This window comes from Vibrio sp. R12-SW3-ISO1, assembly GCF_059834005.1.
The window spans coordinates 30,359-51,537 of the sequence record NZ_JCBDGK010000040.1 but is presented as its reverse complement, the minus strand read 5'-3'; the positions used below and the strand labels follow the sequence as shown (position 1 = coordinate 51,537).

The following is a 21,179-nucleotide window of genomic DNA, read 5'->3' as shown; positions in this document are numbered from 1 at the left end:
TGCCTAAGGCGGCTCTTTTTTTTAAAGAGAGTAAATATGTTGTCGAAGCTCAACCAAAATGTCCGCCAGTACATGTTGGTCACATTTAACTATTGGAACTTCACCGTTACCGATGGCGCACTACGTATGTTGGTGGTGCTCTATTTTTATGACTTGGGGTATTCAACCTTAGAGATCGCCTCCCTGTTTCTTTTTTATGAATTCTTTGGCGTCGTCACCAACCTTATCGGTGGCTGGCTAGGTGCTCGTCTTGGTTTGAACCGAACGATGAATATTGGCTTGGGAATGCAAATCATCGCTCTTTCAATGCTGGCCGTTCCTGCAAGTTGGCTCTCAATTCCATGGGTCATGGCTGCACAAGCCTTGTCAGGTATTGCCAAAGATCTAAACAAGATGAGCGCGAAAAGCTCCATCAAAACCTTGGTACCAGAGAATGCACAAGGAGCATTGTATAAGTGGATTGCCATACTTACAGGCTCTAAAAACGCGCTAAAAGGTGCAGGATTTTTCTTAGGTGGTGCGTTGTTATCGATGATTGGCTTCCAATATGCGGTAGCTTCGATGGCGGGTGTTCTTTTACTGGTCTTTATCGGCAGTGTGATTAGCCTTAAATCCGATCTTGGCAAAGCGAAAAATAAACCTAAGTTCTCTGAAATTTTTTCCAAATCGAGCAGCGTGAACATTCTATCTGCTGCTCGTATGTTTTTGTTCGGTGCGCGTGACGTTTGGTTTGTGATTGCACTGCCTATTTATTTGGGATCTGTATTTGGATGGGATCATAGCGCCGTAGGTGGATTCTTGGCTATTTGGGTTATCGGTTACGGTATCATTCAAGGGATTGCACCAAAGATCACAGGCAGTAAATCGGGGCATGCGCCTGATGGTAAAGCCGCGATAGTGTGGGCGCTGATATTGTCTGTTGTGACTGGCGTGATTGCTTATAGTATTCAGCAACAATGGCACCCAGAAGTGGTGATTGTCGTTGGACTGATGATCTTTGGCGCTGTGTTTGCGGTTAACTCATCTTTACACTCGTACCTAATAGTCAGCTATGCCAAGGGCGATGGTGTTTCTCTGGATGTCGGTTTCTACTACATGGCAAACGCAATGGGACGTTTGATAGGGACGGTTTTATCTGGATGGGTGTTCCAAATGTGGGGCTTCTCAGCCTGTCTGTGGGTATCCTTTGCCTTCTTAGCATTAACGACCATTATTTCGTTTTGGTTGCCGACAGGTGAAAATCAAAAACTGGCTCAGCAATAAATAAAACTAAGCAGATTTGTTCACCAATGCCAGCTACGATTGCTGGCATTATTTTTTAGCCTCAAGTCATCGAATAAGCGAGAGCTACAAAAAACGTTAATGAAGTAGTATCAGTTCGTTACGTATACACTTATCTACATTGATTTCAGATCGAGCACATGCTGTTTTATTTCTTCAGATTCGAGATTTTGAAAATCGATGTTTGCAAGAGCTTCAATTCTTCGTTTTAGAGAGGAGTATACTTTATCGCACTGCTTGTTAAATTCGGAGACTGAAGCTTCATCATTAGGCAATGGCTCAAGATCCCAAGCAACACGAATACCAGCAGATAACCAGTTTGGGCAAGTTTCATTGTGCATTGTGTCACACACAGTAATTATTAGATCTGGATGGAAGCTCAGCCTTTCTTCCCATGACGTGCTGTGAAACTCAGAGGCATCAAAACCAAGCATATCAAGGTATTGTGCAATACGAGGATTGATCTGACCCTTAGGATGGCTACCGCCACTTGCGATTTGGAAATTTTCAGGCAGGTATTTTTTTGCAATTGCTTCAGCCAAAATACTTCTGCTTGCATTATGTTTACACACAAATAATATTTTCATCAATTGCCCTGCAGATGTTTAGGATTACTAAATTCGACATTTATCATGCTTTCATTACAGTTTGTTGACGGTTGAAAATAGGCATGAGCTAACTCATGGAAATACGCTGAGAAAGCGAGTCGTCTGCACTATCAATATTGCACAATAAATTTTTCCATACCTTAGTAAACCATATAAAACATTTCTGTCCAAATCCCTGTTAGTAGGTGCGATACTAATAGAAACCCAACCAACGAAGAATTTGTGATTGCTCAGCAGTCGGTTGAATTGCTGTAATTAATCACAAAAACAGATAGTTAAAAGCGAGCTTGGTGCTCGCTTTTTTGTTTCTTAATGTTGGATCAGCCATCGCAAAGTCCGCTAATGGCGAGCACTCATCACTCGCTTTATTGATGTCTTTAAATCGCAGTAAGGTTGAGTTTAGATAGTGGTAGTTTGGTGATTAGTATGAAGCATCAGAGTTACTCACTTTGATTGCGGATGCAGCGCCTTCAGTCAAAGTGGGTAACTGTCTTCTTTTGAAATTGAAGTATCAGATCTAGTCAGAACCAATACACACTAAGGGCGTTCACCAACGTACAAACGTCTCTCGATATCTTTAATCACACTAGGGAGGTCTGCGATCGTATCGATGAGGTAGTGCGGCGAGCTCTTGAGCAATTTTGCTCGCGCTTTTTCACGAGCAGCATTAAGCGTTGCTTCGTCCGCGGCTTGGTATTCTTCAAACGTTAGACCTGCTTCGTTACCAGAAAGCAGCAAGCCAACGGTCCACATACCGGCGTTGTGACCTTCGTCGATACCCGGTGCTGCGTCATCCACTTTGATACACGCATTAACGTCAGTAACATTCAGCTCAATCACGTTCTTCAGTGCCATAAATGGTGCAGGGCGACCACCTTGCGGTAGGTCATCCGTTGCTACTACGTAATCTGGCTTGTAGCCGTAATCCGCTGCCACTGGAATCAGCACGTCCATCACTTCGCGAGGGTAACCAGAACAAGAACCGATCTTGATGCCTTTGTCTTTCAGACCGTTCACAACTTCAATCGCATTAAGGATTGGGTCTGCATGGTCAGCCACTTTTGCTTTTTGCAGAGGCATAAATGCTGCGTAGATAGCGTCGATGTCTTCGCTGGTCATTGAGCGACCAAACTTCTCATTCCAGCGCTTATCAACCGCAGGAATACGACCCACAGCTTGGATGTGATCCCACTTACCAAGACCCATTGGTTCGCGCGCTTCTTCAAGGTCGATTTCAAAATCAAAGCCTTGTTTGAATGCTTCCACAAAGATGCTAGTTGGCGCAAAAGAGCCGAAATCGACGATAGTGCCAGCCCAGTCAAAGATCACTGCTTGAATTGGTGAGTTGCTCATGTTCAATCCTTTTTTTTTTTGCTTGCCAGAGCGCTTGCCTACACGTCGGAACTGCGCTCTGAATCAATTGGTTTTGAGGTTAGAAGTAGTTAAAGTCTTTGCACACTTTGGCGATGGCTTCTTCGAAAATTGCCAACGCTTCTGTTAGTTGTTCGCGAGTGATGATCAGCGGTGGGCTGAGTTGAATCACATTGCCTTGCGATACCTTGAAGCTCACGCCATTGTTGAGGCATTGGTAAAGCACAGCTTCCGCTTCGTCATACGCGCGTGCTTTGCTTTCGTGGTCGGTGACCAGCTCAATGCCCCACAACATGCCGATGCCACGCACATCACCAATCACTGGGTACTTGGCTTTCATCTCTAGCAGCTTTTCACGCATGAACTGGCTGTCGGCTTTGGCTTTATTTAGCAAGCCGTCTTGTTCAATGGCTTCCATGGTTGCCAGTGCTGCAGCACAACCGATAGGGCTTTTCTCATGAGTGTAATGACCCATGGAGATTTGCTCGGCGGTGTTGTATTTGTCTTTGGTTACCATGGCTGCGATAGGCACTAAGCCTCCGCCCAAACCTTTACCGATGCAGAGCATATCTGGCTCGATGTCGTAGGCTTGGTAGGTAAACCATTCACCGCTGCGACCCATGCCGTTAGGGATGTCGTCGATGATCAGCATGACATTGTGTTTGTCACAGATTTCACGGATGCGTTTCCAGTAGGCTTTACTTGGCACTTGAACATCCGTGTTTCGAACCGCTTCTGCGATAAACGCGCCCACGCCGCCTTCTTTCTCAATCACGTATTCAAGGTAGTCGGCGTAATGCACGTCGCTGCCGTCCGCAACTGGGAAAGCACCACGGTATGACACCGCTGGTGGAATGCGCTCAACACCTGCCATTAATGGACCCATGCCTTGGCGGAAACACGCTTCGCCACCTACTGAGATGGCATCCAATGATGCGCCGTGGAAGGAGTCCCACAGAGAGACCACCTTGTAGTTGCCCGTGATGTGGCGCGCTAGTTTAAGTGCCATGCCAACCGCAGATGTGCCACCCGGAGCAAACAACACGCGGTTCAATTCGCCGCCACAGATTTGGGTGAGTTTTTCGGCACATTCAATCGCGGTCTCGTTGGTAAAACGACGTGGTGAAAACGGCAGTTTGGCAATTTGCTCTTGCACGCGTTTAATCACATGCGGATGACCGTAGCCCAGTTGATGGACGTTATTGCCATGGAAATCCATGTACTTTTTGCCGGTAGCATCTTGGATGTAGATGCCTTCTGCTGCTTCCAATGTATCTAAGCAAGGCGTTGACATGGCTTGATGAAGAAAGACTTCCGAATCACGCGTCAATAATGCTTGCGTGCGTTCGTCGTCCATCGATGCGTTCCAAGCTTGGCGCGCTGGTGTTGTGTTGACATCGCCTTCACTACGAAAATGAGTCGATTTGATATTCTGAGTCATAACGCTCTCTCAATCAGAACGCTGCTTTACGCAACTTGCCAGTACATTGCTTTTTCAATCGCACCGATTAAGCGCTCGATATCTGCTGGGTAAACTTCGCCAATGTTGCCGATACGGAAGCAATCTGCGTTCGATACCTTACCCGGATAAATCACAAAACCTTGCTCTTTCAAACGCGTGTAGAACGCTTTGAATTGGTAATCACTGTGCGTCGGAGAGTAGAAAGAAGTGATAATTGGCGAGTGCAGATCATCACGCAGTAGTGGTTCGAAACCCAGAGAACGCATACCTGCAACCAGTGTTTTCTGGTTAGTTTGGTAACGGTGATGACGAGCCTCAATGCCGCCTTCTTGTTCCAGCTCTAGTAATGCTTGGTAGAAAGCGCGAACCGTGTGCGTTGGAGACGTGAAACGCCATTTGCCATGGTTTACTTCCATGCAATGCCACTGGTCGTAAAGATCAAGGCTTAAAGAACGTGCCTGACCTTGGCACTTTTCGAGCTCAGTTTGTTTTGCAATCACAAAGCCAAAACCCGGTACGCCTTGAATACATTTGTTTGCAGAGCTGATCATAAAATCGATGCCTAGCTCTGCGATATCGATAGGAATGCCACCAAAGCTCGACATGGCATCGAGAATCACTACTTTACCGTGTGCTTTTGCCGCAGAAGCAAATGCTTCAATTGGGTTCAGCATGCCAGTCGTTGTCTCACAGTGAACAATTGCCACGTGTGTGATCGCAGGATCCGATGCTAATGCAGTTTCCACCTCGTTCAAGTGTGGCTGTGATGTTTCGCCAGGGGAAACGACATGGCATGGAATATTTAGGTATTCAGCGATCTCAGCGATACGCGCACCGTAAGCACCGTTGTCGACAACCAACAACTTTCCATCTTTGCCAATGGCACTGCCAATCGTTGCTTCGACTGATGCGGTGCCACTACCTTGCATTAGTACGCTGGTGTAGCCGTCTTGCTCCGTCGCCAGTTTTACAAGCTTAGTGCGGATCACTTCTACAATGTCTTTGTTGTATTCATCATCCCAAGTACACCAGTCTTTAAGCATGGCTTCACGTACCGTTTCAGAAGTAGATAGAGGACCTGGAGTCAGTAGTAGGTATTCGTTTTTCATCTCGATTTCCATCAGAATAGGCTAGTTGGTCTACACCAAATTTCAAGTTCACTCTAGCGAGGAAGAAAAGGGCAGTAAATAGGCGAATCTCCAATTTCATAAAACTTTAATATCCAGAAAATGCCGGATCAATTGAACGATTATTCATCGCAAATTTTCGTAAAACTGCCATTTAATGGTCATGAATTCGTCACAAAGGCTCAGTAGGGTGGTTATTGTCAACTGGTACAGACCAAATGAAAACTTAGCCAAATTAACTGGAGAAAATGATGAAAAACCGTTTGATGAAAGGATCGCTGGCTGCACTTGTCTCTCTGCTAGCTACGAATGCAATGGCAGCACAGGAAGTCACGGTTTACACCGCTTTCGAAACTGACATTCTTGCTAAATACAAGTCTGCGTTTGAGAAAGATAACCCAGATATCAAGATTAAGTGGGTTCGCGATTCAACCGGTATCATGACGGCGAAATTGCTGGCAGAAAAGAACAACCCTCAAGCGGAAGTGGTTTGGGGTCTGGCTGGCTCGTCAATGGCACTGCTTAAAGATGAAGGTCTTCTTAAGCCTTACACACCAAAAGGTTTGGAAGAGCTCCACGCGAACCTAAACGACCCTCAATCAAACCAAGCTTGGTTTGGTAACGATGCGTTCTTTAACGCAGTTTGTTTCAACGAAGCGGTAGCGAAACAACTTAACCTGCCTAAGCCAACGTCTTGGGAAGACCTAACAAAGCCGGTTTACAAAGGTCACATTGCAATGCCGAACCCAGCTTCTTCTGGCACTGGCTACATGCAGGTTTCTGCTTGGCTACAAAACATGGGTGAAGATCAGGCATGGAACTACATGCGTGACTTAGACAAGAATATTGCACACTACACGCACTCTGGCTCTAAGCCATGTGTTCAAGCGGGTATGGGTGAAGTGGCTATCGGTATTTCGATGGCGAGCCGCGGCGCGAAGCTAAAAACACAAGGCGCACCACTAGCGGTTATCACACCAAAAGGCATCGGCTGGGAATCAGAAGCCGTTGGTCTAGTAAAAGAGTCTGATGCAGCGAAGCGCGTTGTCGACTGGTCAATCTCTAAAGTAGCAAACGAGCTTTACGTAGAAATGTACCCAGTGGTTGCACATAAAGAAGTTAAAGCGACTGTGTCTAATTTCCCTAATGTTCAAGAGAACATGGCGAAGATGGACTTCGCGCAAATGGGCAGCAAGCGTGCAGAGATTCTAGCGGCTTGGTCTGAAAAGTTCGACGCGAAATCAGAGCCAAAGTCTTAATTGAATTTGCTTTGAGTTGAATGCTGAAATCCACCTTGGTTGAGGTGGATTTTTTGTTTTCTCTGTTATTTCAGAGTTTGCTGCAAGTAGATTCCTAGTCTCACCTAGGTTCGCTGGAATGACGGACTCAAGAAAGTTGGGATCTTCTATCCACACTCACCACGTCATTCTCGAGAGTGACGAAGGAGTGAGTCGGGAATCTCTAATTGTCACTTAAACAATCTTCATCGCCCTTCATCTATTTGTCATCTTCTGGCTATAAATTTGTCATTGGAACGTAACACTCCAAAACTAAGGTTGGTATATACCATTTGGAGCGTGCGTTATGTCAACTAACCAACATTACCTAAATATTGAAAATGTAGTGAAGCAGTTCGGACAGTTCACTGCATTAAAGAAAATCTCGCTAGCGATCGAAAAGGGCGAGTTCGTTTGTTTTCTTGGTCCTTCTGGCTGCGGTAAAACCACTCTATTACGTGCCATTGCAGGCTTAGACCTACCAACATCTGGTGCAATCTTTCAAAACGGTCAAGAGACCACATTCCTACCACCAGAGAAGCGCGATTTCGGCATCGTATTCCAATCTTACGCGCTGTTTCCGAACCTAACTGTGCAAGAGAACATTGCAGTGGGTTTGAAGAACCAAGGCATGTCGACCAAAGAAGCGTTAGAGAAGGTGGATTACTGGTTAGAAACCATTGGTCTTCCAACCTCTGGCGAGAAATTCCCTAACCAACTTTCTGGTGGTCAGCAGCAGCGTGTCGCTTTGGCTCGGGCGTTGGCGCTGTCACCGGGTCTACTGTTACTTGACGAGCCGCTGTCAGCGCTGGATGCAAAAGTACGTGTTCACTTACGTGACGAGATTTGTAAGTTGCAACGCAAGCTGGGCATCACCACCATCATGGTTACGCACGATCAGGATGAAGCGTTGTCGATGGCGGATCGCATTGTGGTGATGAACCATGGCGTGATTGAGCAAGTTGGCACACCTCAAGAGATCTACCAACAACCAGCAACGCGCTTTGTCGCTGAGTTTGTCGGCAGCATGAACTTTATTGAAACCTCAGCCGCAACCGACTCCCAAGTGCGCATTGCTGAAACCCTGATACCAGCGCCAAGCTTGACTAATCGTAAGATCCAACGCGGTGACCGCTTTGACCTTGCGGTGCGTCCTGAAAGTATCAAGTTCGTTGAAAACTACACCAACTCTTTACCTGTGCGAGTTACCGCAACCGAGTTTTTGGGGGCGTTTTTCCGCATTGATTGCGTATTGCAAAACGACAGCTCAACGAAAACCATCGTCGTGGATGTGCCTGTGGAAACGGTTCAAAAGCTCCATATCAAGGCAGGCGATGTACGTTACATCCAGTTTGCTGAAGAAGGGCTGCATGGTTACGCCGTGCCCTCGGTTGATAAAGCGCTAGCAGCGTAGGTGTAAACATGGATGCGAAGACAATGACGATGAATAGCCTGACCACACAAGACAAAGCAAAATCCTTACTCGGACGTGTTAGCCGCGACAACCTTGTGTTGTTCGGTTTGCTCGCTGGTTTGTCGACCATGATGGTGCTGTTCATCTTAATGCCGCTTTGGGCAATGTTGACCAAGAGTGTGCAAAATACCAATGGCGAATTTGTCGGGTTGGCAAACTTTGCGACGTACTTTTCCTCTTCAAGCTTGTGGGTGTCGGTGGGTAACACCTTCACTTTAGGCGTGATTGTGACCTCGGTAGTGGGTGTGCTTGCGTTTGGCTATGCCTACGCGCTGACTCGCTCATGCATGCCGTTTAAAGGTTTGTTTCAAATCCTAGGCACTGCGCCAATTCTTGCGCCTTCGTTGTTGCCGGCGATCAGTTTGATCTTCCTTTTCGGTAATCAAGGCATTGCCAAAGAGATGTTGTTAGGAAACTCAGTTTACGGCGTGATTGGTATCTCGACGGGTTTGATTTTCTGGACCTTCCCTCATGCATTGATGATCTTAACCACTTCGCTGCGCACTTCAGATGCCCGTTTGTATGAAGCAGCCCGCGCACTTAAAACCTCACCCATCAAAACCTTCTTTATGGTGACGTTACCTGCGGCGAAATTCGGTTTGATCAGTACGCTTATCGTCGTCTTTACGCTGGTTATCACGGACTTTGGTGTGCCGAAAGTGATTGGGGGCAGCTACAACGTTCTGGCGACTGACATCTTCAAGCAAGTTGTGGGACAGCAAAACTTTGCTATGGGTGCGGTGACCAGCATTATGCTGCTATTTCCTGCGGTAATGGCATTCGGCGCAGACCGCTGGGTTCAGAAAAAACAAAAGAGCTTATTCGACACACGTTCAGTGCCTTATCAGCCAGAACCCAACAAAGCGCGCGACAGCATTTGTTTGGTTTACTGCAGCATCATTTCTATCTCAGTGTTGGCTGTGCTTGGCATGGCAGTGTATGGCTCGTTAGTTACGTTCTGGCCTTGGAACAAAGCGCTGACGCTAAACAACTACAACTTTGCTGAAATGAGCACTTACGGTTGGAGCCCATTCTTCAACTCGCTAACGCTGGCAGGTTGGACGGCAGTGATCGGTACAGCTATCATCTTTGTCGGTGCTTACTGCATTGAGAAAGGGCGTGCGTTTGGTCCAATTCGTCAGGTGATGCAAATGCTTAGCGTGGTGCCAATGGCAGTTCCGGGTATGGTGCTTGGCTTGGGCTACATCTTTTACTTCAATGACGCGAACAATCCTTTGAACGTGCTTTATGGCACTATGGCATTCTTGGTGATTAACACGGTAGTGCATTACTACACAGTGGGTCACATGACTGCACTGACAGCGCTAAAGCAGTTGCCATCGGAGATTGAGGCCACGGCGGCATCGGTGAAGCTTCCTCAATACAAGTTGTTCTTTAAAGTGACATTACCTGTGTGTTTACCTGCGATTTTGGACATTGCGACTTACTTGTTTGTTAATGCATTGACCACCACTTCTGCGGTAGTATTCCTTTACTCAACCGATACGATTCCGGCTTCGGTCTCGATTCTGAATATGGACGATGCAGGTCAAACTGGCGCTGCAGCGGCAATGGCAGTGATGATCATGATGGCTGCCGCAATTGCGAAGATTGTTCAGATGACTTTGGGTAAATTGCTAGAGAATCGCACACAAGCTTGGCGCAAAAGATAAGGACACTTCGTGCAATACGTAAAAATTAAAGATTCGATTGTTGAACAGATTGAAGCGGGCATGCTATCGCCGCGTCAAAAACTGCCAGCAGAGCGTAAGTTGGCGGAGTCGTTCGATACTACACGCGTCACTCTGCGTGAAGCTTTATCATTGCTAGAAGCGGAAGGTCGAATCTATCGCGAAGATCGCCGAGGTTGGTTTATCTCACCTGAGCCATTGCGTTACGATCCAACTCAAACGCTAAATTTCCCGAACATGGCGAAAGCGCAAAATCGCGTGCCAAAAACGGAGTTGGTCGCAGCAAAAGGAACCTTGGCAAACAAACAAGCCGCGCGCTTGCTGGACTTGCAACCTTTCTCGGACGTGTATCGAGTCGACCGTGTGCGATACCTTGAAGACAGACCTGTGGTGTTCGTAACAAACTACATTCGCCCAGAGCTGTTTCCGAACCTGTTGGACTACGATTTATCAAATTCGCTGACGGACATTTATCGCGATCATTATGGCGTGACGTATCAAAAGATTCGCTACCGCATTTCAACCAGCACTTTGTTGGGGGAAATGGCTCAAGCATTGCGCGCGACAGCCGGCACGCCAGCGATGGTGGTGGAGCGCATCAACTATAACCAGCACGGTGAGTTGATTGATTGCGATATCGAGTATTGGCGACACGATGCCATCAGCATTGAATCTCTGGCGGAACTCAATCGTTAAGTGGATTTTCTCATTATCTAAGGCTCCATCTCGGGGCCTTTATTTTATTCAGACAGGAACATTGAAATGGATTTGTTGGCGATTGTTCTCGTCGTTTTTTCTGCTGTTCTCCATGCGGGCTGGAATATCCTTGGTAAAAGTAACTCAGGCTCTGGACTTGCGTTTACGATGGCGGCCAGCTTTTCTGCCTGTGCCATTCTTACCCCTTATCTGATTTGGTATTTGGCGACCATTGGCTGGACATCATTACCGAGTGAATTTTGGGGATTGCTGTTCATTAGCGGCATTTCACAAATGGTCTATCTGGTCGGTTTGATTGTCGCTTATAAGCACGCAGACGTGGGTGTGGTTTATCCGATTGCTCGGGCACTGCCTGTGATGATGGTTGGCGCAATCAGTGTGGCATTGGGGCATGAATTATCCAGTCAGCAGTGGCTCGGATTCTTGCTGATTACCTTTGGTTGTATGCTGGTACCACTGACAAACTTTCGCCAAATGACGCTGGGCTCTTATTTGAACGTTGGTGTGTTCTGGGCATTGATTGCCGCAATAGGCACAACGGGTTACTCGGTGGTCGACAAAGAAGCGCTGAGTTTACTCACAGAACAAGCATCAGAGATTTTGAATGATCAGTACAGTGCGATCTTTTACTTAGGCGTGCAGTTTTGGGCGATAGGTATTCCTGCCCTTGTGTGGTGCTTGGTTACAGGCAAGCCAGATGAGATTAAGACAGCGTGGCAGATCCGAAAAACAGCCAGCATGGCAGGGGTAATGATGGCATCCACCTACGGCTTGGTGTTGTATGCGGTGACCATGACAGACAATGTGAGTTTAGTGGTGGCACTGAGGCAAATCAGCATTGTGTTTGGACTGTTTATGGGGATCTATATCTTGGGAGAGAGGTGGTATCGAACTCGTTCTGTAGGAATCGTCCTAGTGATAACAGGTTTGATTCATGCTCTGAAATGACTAATTGGAGAAAGAAATGTCTAAACCTTTGTATGTATTTGATTTGGATGAAACTCTCATCAATGCCGACTGCTCTATGATTTGGAACGAGTTTTTAGTCGAGAAAGGTATTGTAACGGATCATAACTTTATTGACGAAGACAAGCGTTTAATGAATCTATATGCGAAAGGAGAGTTAGATATGCAGTGTTACTTAGATTTTTCTTTAGCACCGCTTACGGCTATTCCAAAAGCGCAAGTTAGTGATTGGGTTGAAGAGTGTGTACAACGCTATATTCTTCCCAAGCAGTTTACGCAATCTAAGGTACTAATTGAAAAACTAGTACGCGAACACGCAGAGTTGATCATTATTTCAGCTAGTGTCACTTTTCTAGTCGAAGTTATAGCGCGTTACTTAGGTATTAAAACTGCTCTGGGTATTGATTTGGTAGAGCAGCAAGCTTGCTACAGTGCACAAATAAACGGCATAGCGACGTATCGCGAGGGTAAGGTCGCTCGACTAGAGCAGTGGCTGAAGGAAACGAAACAGTCTTTTTCGGAGATTCACTTTTTTACAGACTCTATAAATGACTTGCCATTGTGTGAGTATGCAGACTACACCTACCTTGTTAACCCATGCCCTAAACTAAGAATCATAGGGGCAGAGCGCAATTGGCCCATATTGTGTTGGGGGACCCAATATGGGCGTAATACTTATGGTGTGGTTGCCAAATAATCGATGAGCGGCTGTAAGCATGCCGCTCATCGAATGGAGAAAAGCGAACCTATTGCTCGCTTATTCTCAGTGGTGGCTCACGACTCTTCCATTGGCTCATTCACAAGGCTTGACCCAACTTTGGTCATTGGGCTACTCTTCCCACGTCACTTCTATCGGAGATTGCGCCGCGATGAACAACTAAACCTGCTTCCATATCACATCGGTTTTTTGGATTCACAGGGTTAGTCGGCGTAGCTCACTATCAACTATTTGCTGTTCGTGTCGTTTAGGATTTCTATCCTCAAAGAACGAATTCGCTTATTGCACACATTCGGTTATCTATTGCTGCGGCGAAGGCCCCTGTTACAACAGGAGGCATTGTTATGCCATTTTTACAAGCAAGTTCAGTAAGTTACCAATTTGACAATGGTGAGCGACTGTTTGATTCTTTAACTTTTTCGATGACCAAATCCCGCGTTGGTCTTGTCGGGCGTAATGGGGTCGGAAAATCCATGTTAGCCTCAATTCTGTTAGGTGAGGTAGCGCCTACCTCTGGCCATGTGATGTCTCCACAAAAGACAGCAATCTATCGCCAACACGCGGGCGGGCTAGTGAGCGGGGAGCTTACCATTGCCCAATTTTTGGGTAAGCACGCCATTTTCGAGGCGCTTGAGCGGATTGAAAATGGCGAGTGCGACACGCAGTGGTTTGAACAAGTCGGTGAGGAGTGGGACTTGCCACAGCGCCTATCTGAGCAACTGGTTCTATTGGGCTTGCCACCTAAGCCACAGATGCTATGTGCCCAGCTTAGTGGTGGTCAATTGGCTCGTCTTCAGCTTTGGCAACTTTTTGAATTACAAGCGGAGTTAGTGATCCTCGATGAGCCCTCAAATCACCTCGATATCAAGGCGAAGCGATGGCTAATAGAGCAAATCAGGCAGTATTCAGGGGCGGTGTTAGTCATCAGTCATGACCGATCGCTATTGCGGGAGATGGAGGAAATTTGGGCGTTATCGAGCCTAGGGATGAATATCTATGGTGGTAATTACGATCACTATGCCGAGCAGCAACGCGTTGAACAAAGTGCGGTTGAGCGGCAATTATCCCATCTCAAAAAGCAGCAAAAACAGCTCAAGGAGGAGGCGCAACGTAACCGGGAGAAAGCGGAGCAAAGAGCCGCACAAGGCAACCGACTTCGCCGCAATGGCAGTCAGCCTAAGATTTTGCTCGATGGTAAAAAGGACAAAGCGACGGCTCGTGCCTCAAACCGTAATAAAAATGAGCAGCAGCGACAAACCTATCTCAATGAGACGCAGCAAGCGCTAACTTCAAGGTATGAGGAAAACCGAGCGCAGACATTTTATCTCACCGAGAGAAAGGTTCGCGATAAATCGGTCGTGATGATGGAAAATGGCGTCTTAGTGTATGGTCGCTCAGAGCCGATGACACTGCGCTTAACCGCCAACGATAAGGTACGGCTAGTTGGCGACAATGGCAGCGGCAAATCAACCTTGCTCAAAACCCTACTCGGTGAGTACGCACTGCGTGAAGGGCAGCTTAGAATCAATACTGAATTCTATTATCTAGACCAGCACTTTGCGGCGTTAAAAGACGATCGCTCTATGCTTGATAACCTATTAACACAGTGCCAGGGTATGACGGAAATGAAGGCGCGCACTCTGTTGGCTGGTGTCGGCTTTCGGCGTGATAGTGTCTTTCGATTGGCGGATGTATTAAGCGGCGGCGAGAAAATGAAGCTGGCGATGTTAATTGTCAGTCACCAACTCGATCAGCCCTTTCTTCTGCTTGATGAACCAGATAACCATCTTGATCTCGACTCGAAACAAGACTTATCGCGTGCACTCAATGAGTATCCCGGGGGATTTTTATTGGTGACTCACGATGACGATTTTGCTTCGGACGCAGGGGTTGAATGGCAGATTGGTGAGTAGTGCGCCAAGTCAGAGAGCTGCATCAACTTAACATAGAGAGGGATGAGCGTTAGGCGCTTTCCTCTTTTCGTTCTTCTTGGTTTGTGTTCTCCAGAGGGGCAAGGTTTTGATCCTCCTCTTCTTGTGGTTCATAGTATTTAACAACAAACGGAGTAAGCATAACACTGGATGGGAGAAAGTGTTTCATACTAGCTGCTCATTTTTATAAAAGGATAGTTCGAGTGTTCACCACACTGAAGGGCGGGGTATTGAGCTAAGTCATAGAAGTCAATTTAGCTGCTGCATTTATGCCAAAACAATCTACACTAGCGGCCAACGAGTGAGGAGAGAAGAATGAAATACGATTGGATCTTGTTTGATGCCGATGACACCCTGTTCCATTTTGATGCCTTCAAAGGCATGCAGTTGATGTTTTCGCGCAAGGGTGTGGTGTTTACCGAGCAGGATTATGACCACTACCAAGCCATCAATAAGCCGCTTTGGGTCAAGTACCAAGAGGGGCAAATTAACGCTGATGAGCTGAAACACACACGATTTGTTGAGTGGGCGCAAAAACTGAACACCACTACCGCAGAGCTTAACCGTGCGTTTCTTGAAGCGATGGCAGATATCTGCACATTACTTCCCGGCGCAAAAGAGCTGATGGAAGCGCTGAATGGGCGCGCAAAGCTTGGCATCATCACCAACGGTTTTACCGAGTTGCAAGCGATTCGCCTTGAGCGCACTGGCATGAGTGAATACTTTGAACACGTGATCATCTCGGAAGAAGTCGGTGTAGCCAAACCTGATCTGGCGATCTTTGCGCACGCCCATGAAAAAATGGCGCAGCCGTGTAAAAGTAAAGTCCTTATGGTGGGCGATAACCCCCATTCAGACATCTTGGGCGGAATCAATTTTGGTATTGAGACTTGTTGGCTCAACACACATCGTTTGCCAAACGTAGAAGGCATTACGCCAAACTATACCGTAGAGTCTCTGTTTGATCTCAAAGCGATACTGTTGGCGTAATAGGGCGTTCAGAGTGGTGACTCTGCCTTAGGGTTATTCACACGGCGCCATGTGAATCACAGCCAAACCACCGAGTGAGGTTTCGCGATATTTACGATTCATGTCTTTGCCGGTTTGATACATGGTCGCAATCACCTTATCCAGAGAAATCAGGCATTTGCTGGTTCGTTTGAGCGCCATTCTAGAGGCGTTAATGGCCTTCATTGCGCCCATGGCGTTGCGCTCGATACATGGGACTTGCACCAAACCGCCAATCGGGTCGCAGGTCATACCCAAGGAGTGTTCCATCGCGATTTCGGCCGCAATGCAAATCTGTTCATTGCTGCCTCCTCGAAGCGCGGTTAAGCCCGCCGCCGCCATGGACGACGATACGCCGACTTCACCTTGGCAGCCCACTTCTGCACCTGAAATGGACGCATTGGTTTTATACAAAATGCCGATAGCGCCGGACACGGCCAAGAAGTCTTTGATCTGTTTGAGGTTTAATTCCTTGATAAAACGGTGGTAGTACATGAGTACGGCGGGAATGACGCCTGCTGCGCCGTTAGTTGGCGATGTCACCACTTGGCCACCGGCGGCGTTTTCTTCACTGACAGCGAAGGCAAACAAGTTGATCCAATCCATGATTTCCATTGGGTCATTTTCCACGGCGGCGTTGGCTTCCAGCTTTTTAAGCAAGTTTGGCGCGCGTCTCGTTACGTTCAGGCCACCTTCAAGGATGCCTTCGGTATCAAAGCCTCGTTGCATGCACAGTGTCATCACTTTCCAAATTTGCTCGGCTTTTTCGTCAATCTCTTGGCCAGAGAAGAAGCACAATTCATTTTGCAGCACCATTCCACCAAGGCTCAATCCATGTTGCTCCGCCATCTGGAGCATTTGATCGGCGCTCTTAAAAGGAAACGGCACGGTAACGGGGGTTATTTTGCTGCCGTTGGTCAGTTCATCTTCCGTTGCGATAAAGCCACCGCCTATCGAGTAGTAAGTCTCTTTAAGCAGTATGGCGCCCGTTTCATCGAAAGCAGAGATGGTCATGCCATTTTCATGCAAAGGCAGGCTGTCATCGTGGAACAGAATATCTCCTTGGTATTGAAACGCGATGGTTTGGCGACCCGCAAGTAATAGCTGCTGCTCGTCCATCGCTTGTTGCAACAAGGCTTTGGCGCTGGTCATTTTTATGGTGTCGGGGCGGTTACCCAGTAAGCCGAGAATGACGGCCTTATCCGTGTGGTGGCCTTTACCCGTCAGTGAGAGTGAGCCATATAAGTCCACTTGCACCCGAGAGGTGTGGTTGAGCTGCTCGTCTAACGCTTGGGTAAATTGATACCCCGCGAGCATAGGTCCGTTGGTGTGTGAGCTCGATGGGCCCACGCCGATTTTAAATATGTCGAAAATTGACAGCATGTTCATCACTTCCTATTGACCTGTGGTTTCAGGCTCTCTTATTGTTGTACTCGTTGTACCAGGTTCTCCAGCGGTGCGCCGTGAGTAAGCTGTACGAGTATCACTGATCTTTACTTATTCTAGCTGCTTTTAGAATAGTCTGCTTTACGCTACGTACTGAGCGAAACTTTGTACAGAGATTATTAATATCTAGAATAAAAAGTTGAGAAGTTAACGATTGATGAATATATCTCATGCCGTCATTGTGTTGGGAAAACGCTTGGTCAACAATCAGTTGACGCTCGAAGGGCAATCAAGAATCGATGCGTTGATCCATCAGGCAGAACGACTAAAGCTTGCGCAGAGTGTCGTGGTTCTCTGTGGCGGTCGAACGTCAGGGCAAACGGTCTCAGAGGCAAGCGCGATGTGCGAGGCACTCGGTCAGCGTGCGCCCGATTCGTTTTGGGCCAGCCTGCCAAAAGATCGGCTCTTGGTTGAGGATACATCCACCAATACCATCGAAAATGTTGCCAATGCCGCGAACACCTTGGTGAAAAGTGGCTTAGTAGGGGGAAGTACTCCTCTCAACATTTTATTTGTCTCCACCGATTATCACCTCAAGCGTATTTTTGAGATTGAACACTGGCTCCCTGAGCAGGGTCTGCTAGGCATGATGACGCGAGAGTGTGCTCGGCAAGGACTAAGCATCACTATTTGCCCGCAAGCGGACGCTCATGTCTTGGCACCTTACCCATACCCTACACAAGGGATCGGTTTTTTGCTCTGTGATGCGTTGACGACCTACCGTGTTTACTTAGAAGGGGTAGTGGCAGGCAAGATTGATTTTCATCCATCTCCAAGGCGCCAATATTGTGAGCATCAGGCGCATCAAGTGCTCGAACAGCTCCAATCGTTGACTCGAGACAGAGTTGGGGCGGCGCTGTTATCTCAGTTAGAGGAGACGCTGCGCGTCACGAGAGAGGCGACCTCTATTTTGAAGATTAACGGTGCGTTAAATTGCTTTGACAAGTCCCTTAAAGCGCTCAATCGCCATTGGGATCCAGAACAATCACATGACTTTAGCGAGCTTTCTTTCCCGGACAAGGGCGCGTAAACTGACAGTGAAACGAAGAGGGAGAGGAAGAGGGAGAGAAGAGGGAGAAGGGAGAGAAAGTGCAGTACGCAACCATTAAGCAGGCGATTGTCCAGCAGGCAGAGAAAGCTACGCCATTCGTATGAGCGCGTTGCATGGTGAGATAGCTCAAGCCCTACGCGCAACGGTTGGTACGTCCGCGTTGGTGTTAGAGAAGGTTTATCTGAATAGTGCAGGGGAGCCGGTTTTCACTGATCTCGAGTATTGGCGTCATGATGCGATTGCGATTGAGTCTAGCTTGCCCTATTAAAATAAAAAGAGCGCCTAATCTAGCGCTCTTCTCCTAAGGAGGCGTTTACTGGCTTTGCTGTTGCTGACTCTCTCGATAGTATTCCCATTGCTCTTGTCGACTGCCATCTGGCAACACACAGTAGGTAACGCGTTTGTCGTTTTCGCTCACGGTATCTAGTTCACCTTGCTGCTGAACACAGTAGACAGCGGCTGGATTTGCGATGGATGTGTACTCTTTCACTTCATATTCGTCGGGTTCATTGGCGCAACCGGTGAGCACAGCGGCGCCAAGCAATGTCAAAAGCAAAGCGGCATTTCTCATGTAATATCTCCAAATTTCAATTAGATGAATATCGAGTATAGAAGATTACCTAAAGAAACGTGTCTTAACTTTGCCAAAAGTATGTTTTACTCCAAATTTTATTGAGTTAACGGTTTTCAACCTTGCTCTGTTGGTACTAAAGTTTAAGAAGCAGCAGGGAAGGTCTTCCCATTTAGACAGTAGGCAAAGGAAACCAAGATGTCCGAACAAACATATCGACTTGTTACTCGCAGTGATTTTGATGGTCTAGTATGCGCGGTGTTATTGAAGCAGCTTAATTTGATTGATGATATCAAGTTCGTACACCCTAAAGACATGCAAGATGGTCTTGTTGACATAACTCCAAACGATATTGTGACGAACTTGCCCTATGTGGCAGACGCTCATTTGATTTTTGACCACCACTTGTCCGAGACGATTCGCAACGCGGGCGAGCGCCCCAATCACATTATTGACCCTAATGCGCCTTCTGCCGCGCGTGTGGTTTGGGATTACTACGGTGGGGAGGCGGTCTTCCCATCACACTGGACAGATATGATGGAAGCCGTCGATAAGGGTGATTCCGCTCAATTCAATCGAGATGAGGTGTTAGATTCGACCGGATGGAACTTGCTCAACTTCCTCATGGATGCCCGCACGGGCTTAGGTCGTTTCCGCGAGTTTCGTATTTCCAATTACAACCTGATGATGGATCTTATCGAATACTGTAAAAATCACACTATCGAAGACATTCTGGCACTGCCAGATGTCAAAGAGCGTATTGATTTGTATCGCGAGCACGAAGCCCTGTTCAAAGAGCAGATCATGCGCTGCGCCACGGTGTACGACAACTTAGTGCTGCTTGACCTCACCAATGAAGAGACCATCTATGCGGGCAACCGCTTTATGATTTATGCGCTATTCCCACAATGCAACATCTCGATTCACAAGATGTGGGGATTCAAAAAACAAAACACCGTCTTCGCGACGGGAAAATCCATATTTGATCGCAGCTCTAAAACCAACGTTGGTGAGTTGATGCTGAAGTACGGCGGTGGTGGTCATAAAGCGGCCGGGACTTGCCAAATCGATAACGACAAAGCCGACCAAGTCGAACAAGCACTGATCGCGGCGATCACTGCAGACGGTTAGGCTAAAACGTTGATCACAATAGATAAATGATACAAGCCCCGCTCAGTTGAGCGGGGCTTGTCATTAGGCGTGCGTGTTATCGAGAATCCGTTGCTAAAAAGATGAACAGTGTTCAGGACAAGGTGCACACTTGCTCATCATCCAGCGCTTAAAGCGGCATCACACGGTTGCGTCCGAGCTGTTTGGCTTCGTAGAGCAGGCTGTCGGCTCGGCCAATTAACGATTCAGCACTTTCACCCACTTCAAACTCTGCAACGCCGAGTGACATGGTAATGTTGCCCACCGGTTTGTTAGAGCGCTTGTCACGGATAGAGAGCTTTTCTACCGCGCGGCGTAGGCTATCGGCGAACTGTCTGGCGATCCTCAGTGACTTATTGGGTACGATCAAGGCGAACTCTTCACCGCCAAAGCGATAGGCATGGATTCCTTCGCGGCAGCTTAATTGGATGCGCTTTGCGATGCCTTTGATGACCGTGTCACCAAACAAGTGGCCGTAGGTGTCGTTATAGCCTTTAAAATGGTCAATATCGGCCAGAATTAGGCACATACTCTGCTCCGAGCGAATAAGGGTACGAAGGTCATTGTCAAAAGCGCGGCGATTGTAGAGGCTCGTGAGCGAGTCAAACAGGGCGTCTTGCTGCACTTCGGCCAGTTGCGCTTTGAGCAAATTGATTTCAGCGGTCGCTGTCTCAAGTTGGCTGTTTAAAAAACGGGTTGAATGACGAATTTCATGGGAGTCCGACACCAATTGGCGCACCACTTTCATCACTTCGTCGATGGTCATCGAGTTACCATCGACTCGCTCTAAGCTCTCAAAGCTTTTGTCTATCATTTGCGAAAACTGAGAGGTGTCGGTGAGCGTATCGCTGACTGAGCTCGCTACCTCATTGACCAATATTTCGATATTGGCTCGCAGGTTGCTCATATCGGTTTCGACTTGGCCTGCCACATGGGTTTTGTAGAGTTGCTCGCAGGTAGCGGGTGGGCAGATGCCATAGTTTTCTAGCACGGCATCGAGTTCACGATTCAATCTGGGAATTGCATTATCTACATAAGTGTACCAAAGCGCATAGTTTGAGGGCGTGGCCGCAACATGATGTTTCATCATCAGGGGCACCGCTTTTTTCAAATTCGCCGTCGACTTTTTGAAATCTTCGTCTGTCATCGTTGTTGTATAATTCTTAGCCGTAACAGGAGTCTTAAAATAAGATTAGTGGATATTAATGAATGATGCCTAAATTTATTAAAATTAACGAGTTTTTATTTAGGCCATTCATGCAAATGCGTGATGTATATCGTGTAAAAATATCAGCCGAATTGAGCGCTTGGCGCTTAAATCATCACTTTGC

At 47.3% G+C, this 21,179-nt stretch carries 18 protein-coding genes and 1 pseudogene; 12 read left to right on the top strand and 7 right to left on the bottom strand.

Annotation, left to right across the window (positions count from 1 at the left end):
- Window positions 1-36: 36 nt before the first annotated feature.
- Window positions 37-1,263 (top strand): organoarsenical effux MFS transporter ArsJ, encoded by a 1,227-nt coding sequence (gene arsJ / locus AC6R0R_RS11010; RefSeq protein WP_500626698.1) that lies wholly within the window; start codon window positions 37-39, stop codon window positions 1,261-1,263.
- 134 nt (window positions 1,264-1,397) lie between these two features.
- On the opposite strand, the gene AC6R0R_RS11005 is transcribed toward arsJ, so the two are convergent.
- The 4 genes from AC6R0R_RS11005 to phnW all read right to left on the bottom strand — a co-directional run bounded on the left by AC6R0R_RS11005 (window position 1,398) and on the right by phnW (window position 5,831).
- Complete coding sequence (locus AC6R0R_RS11005; protein WP_500626697.1) at window positions 1,398-1,868, bottom strand: arsenate reductase/protein-tyrosine-phosphatase family protein; 471 nt, start codon at window positions 1,866-1,868, stop codon at window positions 1,398-1,400.
- Between the two features lie 558 nt (window positions 1,869-2,426).
- A complete protein-coding gene (gene phnX, locus AC6R0R_RS11000; protein ID WP_500626696.1) occupies window positions 2,427-3,242 on the bottom strand; it encodes a phosphonoacetaldehyde hydrolase in 816 nt (271 codons plus the stop codon).
- Window positions 3,243-3,321: 79 nt separating this feature from the next.
- Complete coding sequence (locus AC6R0R_RS10995) at window positions 3,322-4,701, bottom strand: aspartate aminotransferase family protein (protein WP_500626695.1); 1,380 nt, start codon at window positions 4,699-4,701, stop codon at window positions 3,322-3,324.
- A gap of 26 nt (window positions 4,702-4,727) precedes the next feature.
- Window positions 4,728-5,831, bottom strand: coding sequence for a 2-aminoethylphosphonate--pyruvate transaminase (gene phnW, locus AC6R0R_RS10990; protein WP_500626694.1), 1,104 nt, complete (start codon window positions 5,829-5,831; stop codon window positions 4,728-4,730).
- Window positions 5,832-6,097: 266 nt separating this feature from the next.
- Here phnW and AC6R0R_RS10985 point away from each other — a divergent pair, with 266 nt between their 5' ends.
- From AC6R0R_RS10985 to yjjG, 8 genes are all read left to right on the top strand, one after another.
- Complete coding sequence (locus AC6R0R_RS10985) at window positions 6,098-7,108, top strand: putative 2-aminoethylphosphonate ABC transporter substrate-binding protein (protein ID WP_138955325.1); 1,011 nt, start codon at window positions 6,098-6,100, stop codon at window positions 7,106-7,108.
- A gap of 325 nt (window positions 7,109-7,433) precedes the next feature.
- Window positions 7,434-8,540 (top strand): putative 2-aminoethylphosphonate ABC transporter ATP-binding protein, encoded by a 1,107-nt coding sequence (locus AC6R0R_RS10980; RefSeq protein ID WP_500626693.1) that lies wholly within the window; start codon window positions 7,434-7,436, stop codon window positions 8,538-8,540.
- Window positions 8,541-8,548: 8 nt separating this feature from the next.
- The gene (locus AC6R0R_RS10975) at window positions 8,549-10,273 is read left to right on the top strand and encodes a putative 2-aminoethylphosphonate ABC transporter permease subunit (protein WP_500626692.1); all 1,725 of its coding nucleotides are present in this window, start codon (window positions 8,549-8,551) and stop codon (window positions 10,271-10,273) included.
- A gap of 9 nt (window positions 10,274-10,282) precedes the next feature.
- Window positions 10,283-10,987 carry a phosphonate utilization transcriptional regulator PhnR gene (phnR, locus tag AC6R0R_RS10970; protein WP_005442366.1) on the top strand — a complete coding sequence of 235 codons (705 nt, stop codon included), beginning with the start codon at window positions 10,283-10,285 and terminating at the stop codon, window positions 10,985-10,987.
- A 66-nt stretch (window positions 10,988-11,053) separates the two neighbouring features.
- Entirely contained in the window at window positions 11,054-11,956 is a 903-nt protein-coding gene (locus tag AC6R0R_RS10965) for an EamA family transporter (RefSeq protein WP_500626691.1), read from the top strand.
- A gap of 16 nt (window positions 11,957-11,972) precedes the next feature.
- A complete protein-coding gene (locus AC6R0R_RS10960) occupies window positions 11,973-12,671 on the top strand; it encodes an HAD family hydrolase (protein WP_500626690.1) in 699 nt (232 codons plus the stop codon).
- Window positions 12,672-13,036: 365 nt separating this feature from the next.
- Window positions 13,037-14,605, top strand: coding sequence for an ATP-binding cassette domain-containing protein (locus tag AC6R0R_RS10955; RefSeq protein WP_500626689.1), 1,569 nt, complete (start codon window positions 13,037-13,039; stop codon window positions 14,603-14,605).
- A gap of 333 nt (window positions 14,606-14,938) precedes the next feature.
- Complete coding sequence (yjjG, locus tag AC6R0R_RS10950) at window positions 14,939-15,613, top strand: pyrimidine 5'-nucleotidase (RefSeq protein ID WP_500626688.1); 675 nt, start codon at window positions 14,939-14,941, stop codon at window positions 15,611-15,613.
- 33 nt (window positions 15,614-15,646) lie between these two features.
- Here the strand turns inward: yjjG and AC6R0R_RS10945 are convergent, their stop codons facing one another.
- Window positions 15,647-17,014: an L-serine ammonia-lyase gene (locus tag AC6R0R_RS10945; protein ID WP_500626687.1), complete on the bottom strand. Its 1,368-nt coding sequence runs from the start codon at window positions 17,012-17,014 to the stop codon at window positions 15,647-15,649.
- Window positions 17,015-17,234: 220 nt separating this feature from the next.
- On the opposite strand from AC6R0R_RS10945, the gene AC6R0R_RS10940 reads away from it, so the two are divergent.
- Both AC6R0R_RS10940 and AC6R0R_RS10935 read left to right on the top strand, forming a co-directional pair.
- Window positions 17,235-18,107 (top strand): YdcF family protein, encoded by an 873-nt coding sequence (locus AC6R0R_RS10940; protein WP_500626686.1) that lies wholly within the window; start codon window positions 17,235-17,237, stop codon window positions 18,105-18,107.
- Between the two features lie 103 nt (window positions 18,108-18,210).
- Window positions 18,211-18,396 (top strand): annotated as a pseudogene (locus tag AC6R0R_RS10935) (phosphonate utilization transcriptional regulator PhnR); the annotation flags it as partial.
- 45 nt (window positions 18,397-18,441) lie between these two features.
- Here the strand turns inward: AC6R0R_RS10935 and AC6R0R_RS10930 are convergent.
- Window positions 18,442-18,699 carry a putative hemolysin gene (locus AC6R0R_RS10930; protein WP_500626685.1) on the bottom strand — a complete coding sequence of 86 codons (258 nt, stop codon included), beginning with the start codon at window positions 18,697-18,699 and terminating at the stop codon, window positions 18,442-18,444.
- Window positions 18,700-18,897: 198 nt separating this feature from the next.
- Between AC6R0R_RS10930 and AC6R0R_RS10925 the strand changes: the two genes are divergently transcribed.
- Window positions 18,898-19,830 carry an exopolyphosphatase gene (locus AC6R0R_RS10925; protein ID WP_334552046.1) on the top strand — a complete coding sequence of 311 codons (933 nt, stop codon included), beginning with the start codon at window positions 18,898-18,900 and terminating at the stop codon, window positions 19,828-19,830.
- A 148-nt stretch (window positions 19,831-19,978) separates the two neighbouring features.
- Here AC6R0R_RS10925 and AC6R0R_RS10920 read toward each other — a convergent pair whose 3' ends face one another.
- Window positions 19,979-20,995, bottom strand: a complete 1,017-nt coding sequence (locus tag AC6R0R_RS10920; RefSeq protein ID WP_500626684.1) for a GGDEF domain-containing protein — start codon at window positions 20,993-20,995, stop codon at window positions 19,979-19,981.
- Between the last annotated feature and the right edge of the window lie 184 nt (window positions 20,996-21,179).

Coding starts and splice junctions, on each gene's coding strand:
- arsJ (WP_500626698.1), top strand. CDS start 37: ATGTTGTCGAAGCTCAACCAAAATGTCCGCCAGTACATGTTGGTCACA.
- AC6R0R_RS11005 (WP_500626697.1), bottom strand. CDS start 1,868: ATGAAAATATTATTTGTGTGTAAACATAATGCAAGCAGAAGTATTTTG.
- phnX (WP_500626696.1), bottom strand. CDS start 3,242: ATGAGCAACTCACCAATTCAAGCAGTGATCTTTGACTGGGCTGGCACT.
- AC6R0R_RS10995 (WP_500626695.1), bottom strand. CDS start 4,701: ATGACTCAGAATATCAAATCGACTCATTTTCGTAGTGAAGGCGATGTC.
- phnW (WP_500626694.1), bottom strand. CDS start 5,831: ATGAAAAACGAATACCTACTACTGACTCCAGGTCCTCTATCTACTTCT.
- AC6R0R_RS10985 (WP_138955325.1), top strand. CDS start 6,098: ATGATGAAAAACCGTTTGATGAAAGGATCGCTGGCTGCACTTGTCTCT.
- AC6R0R_RS10980 (WP_500626693.1), top strand. CDS start 7,434: ATGTCAACTAACCAACATTACCTAAATATTGAAAATGTAGTGAAGCAG.
- AC6R0R_RS10975 (WP_500626692.1), top strand. CDS start 8,549: ATGGATGCGAAGACAATGACGATGAATAGCCTGACCACACAAGACAAA.
- AC6R0R_RS10965 (WP_500626691.1), top strand. CDS start 11,054: ATGGATTTGTTGGCGATTGTTCTCGTCGTTTTTTCTGCTGTTCTCCAT.
- AC6R0R_RS10960 (WP_500626690.1), top strand. CDS start 11,973: ATGTCTAAACCTTTGTATGTATTTGATTTGGATGAAACTCTCATCAAT.
- AC6R0R_RS10955 (WP_500626689.1), top strand. CDS start 13,037: ATGCCATTTTTACAAGCAAGTTCAGTAAGTTACCAATTTGACAATGGT.
- yjjG (WP_500626688.1), top strand. CDS start 14,939: ATGAAATACGATTGGATCTTGTTTGATGCCGATGACACCCTGTTCCAT.
- AC6R0R_RS10945 (WP_500626687.1), bottom strand. CDS start 17,014: ATGCTGTCAATTTTCGACATATTTAAAATCGGCGTGGGCCCATCGAGC.
- AC6R0R_RS10940 (WP_500626686.1), top strand. CDS start 17,235: ATGAATATATCTCATGCCGTCATTGTGTTGGGAAAACGCTTGGTCAAC.
- AC6R0R_RS10930 (WP_500626685.1), bottom strand. CDS start 18,699: ATGAGAAATGCCGCTTTGCTTTTGACATTGCTTGGCGCCGCTGTGCTC.
- AC6R0R_RS10925 (WP_334552046.1), top strand. CDS start 18,898: ATGTCCGAACAAACATATCGACTTGTTACTCGCAGTGATTTTGATGGT.
- AC6R0R_RS10920 (WP_500626684.1), bottom strand. CDS start 20,995: ATGACAGACGAAGATTTCAAAAAGTCGACGGCGAATTTGAAAAAAGCG.